Consider the following 1,320-nt stretch of genomic DNA (forward strand, 5'->3'; position numbering starts at 1 on the left):
CCGACCGGCCCCGATAACCCGGGTTGCGGCACCTGCACGACCAACACCCCGGTGGCCGCGCCTGCGGTGAGTTACACCAAGACCGCAAGCACGGCTGGCCCGGTGGTGGTGGGCGACACGATCACCTACACGCTGACGGCGGTGGTGACCAACTCGCAGCTGACCACGGACCTGGTGCTGACCGACACGCTGGGCACGGGCCTGACGTTCGGTGCGGTGACCAGTGCAGGCTCGTACAGCTGCAACGGCGCCAATCCGCTGGTGTGCACGCTGCCGACGGGCACGTTGCCGGGCACTTACGCGGTGTCTTACACCGCGTCGGTGAATGCTCAGGCGACCGGTTCGGTGAACAATGCCGTGACTGCCAACCAGGGCACCTGCACCACCACCCCGTGCGGCACCGAGACCCCGGTGGCCACGCCTGCGGTGACCTACGAGAAGACCGTCAGCACCGCCGGTCCGGTCGTGGTGGGCGATACGCTGACCTACACCCTGACGGTCACGATCAGCAACGCGCAGACCACCGACGTGACCACCCTGACCGACACCATGGGTTCGGGTCTGGACTTCGTCGCGGTGACCAATGCCGGTCCGTTCACTTGCAACGCGGCCAATCCGCTGGTTTGCACGCTGCCGTCCGGTACGGTGCCGGGCAGCTACGCCATGAGCTACACCGCGCGGGTCAATGGCCAGGCGGGCGGTACGGTCAACAATGCAGTGGTCGGTACCGGTACCGATGCACCGAGCTGCTCGACGGTCGGTTGCGCCACGGTGACCGAAGTCGCGCCGCCGGTGGTGACCTACAACAAGACTGCGAGCACCCAGGGCCCGGTGGCGGAAGGCGACACGATCACCTACACGCTGACCACCACCGTGGGCAATGCGCCGACGCGCAATGCTCTGACCCTGACCGACACGCTGGGCTCGGGCCTGGACTTCGTCGCGGTGACCGGCGGCAACGGCTACACCTGCAATGCGGCCAACCCACTGGTGTGCACGCTGCCGGCCGGTACGGTCCCGGGCAACTACACGGTGACCTACACCGCGCGGGTCAACGCGCAGGCGTCGGAGACGGTCGACAACACCGTCGTCGGCACCGGCACGGACAACCCGACCTGTCAGGGCAGCTGCACCACCAGCACCACGGTGGCGCCGCCGCCGACCCTGCGGGTGATCAAGCAGGCCTCGCCGCGCGACGTGAAGATCGGCGACCTGGTCCGCTACACGGTCACGGTCGAGAACACCGGCACCGTCGATGCGACCGATGCGACCCTGGTCGATACGCCGCCGGCCGGCTTCAGCTTCGTCGACGGCTCGCTG

General features: G+C 68.0%; 1 protein-coding gene. It reads left to right on the forward strand.

The window, feature by feature from the left end; all coding sequences use genetic code 11:
• The coding region (locus TX83_RS18005; protein ID WP_186442643.1) for an isopeptide-forming domain-containing fimbrial protein at nucleotides 1-1,320 on the forward strand (1,320 nt) is incomplete at both ends.

It is taken from the genome of Lysobacter antibioticus HS124 (assembly GCF_000336385.2).
GTDB classification, from domain to species: domain Bacteria; phylum Pseudomonadota; class Gammaproteobacteria; order Xanthomonadales; family Xanthomonadaceae; genus Lysobacter; species Lysobacter firmicutimachus.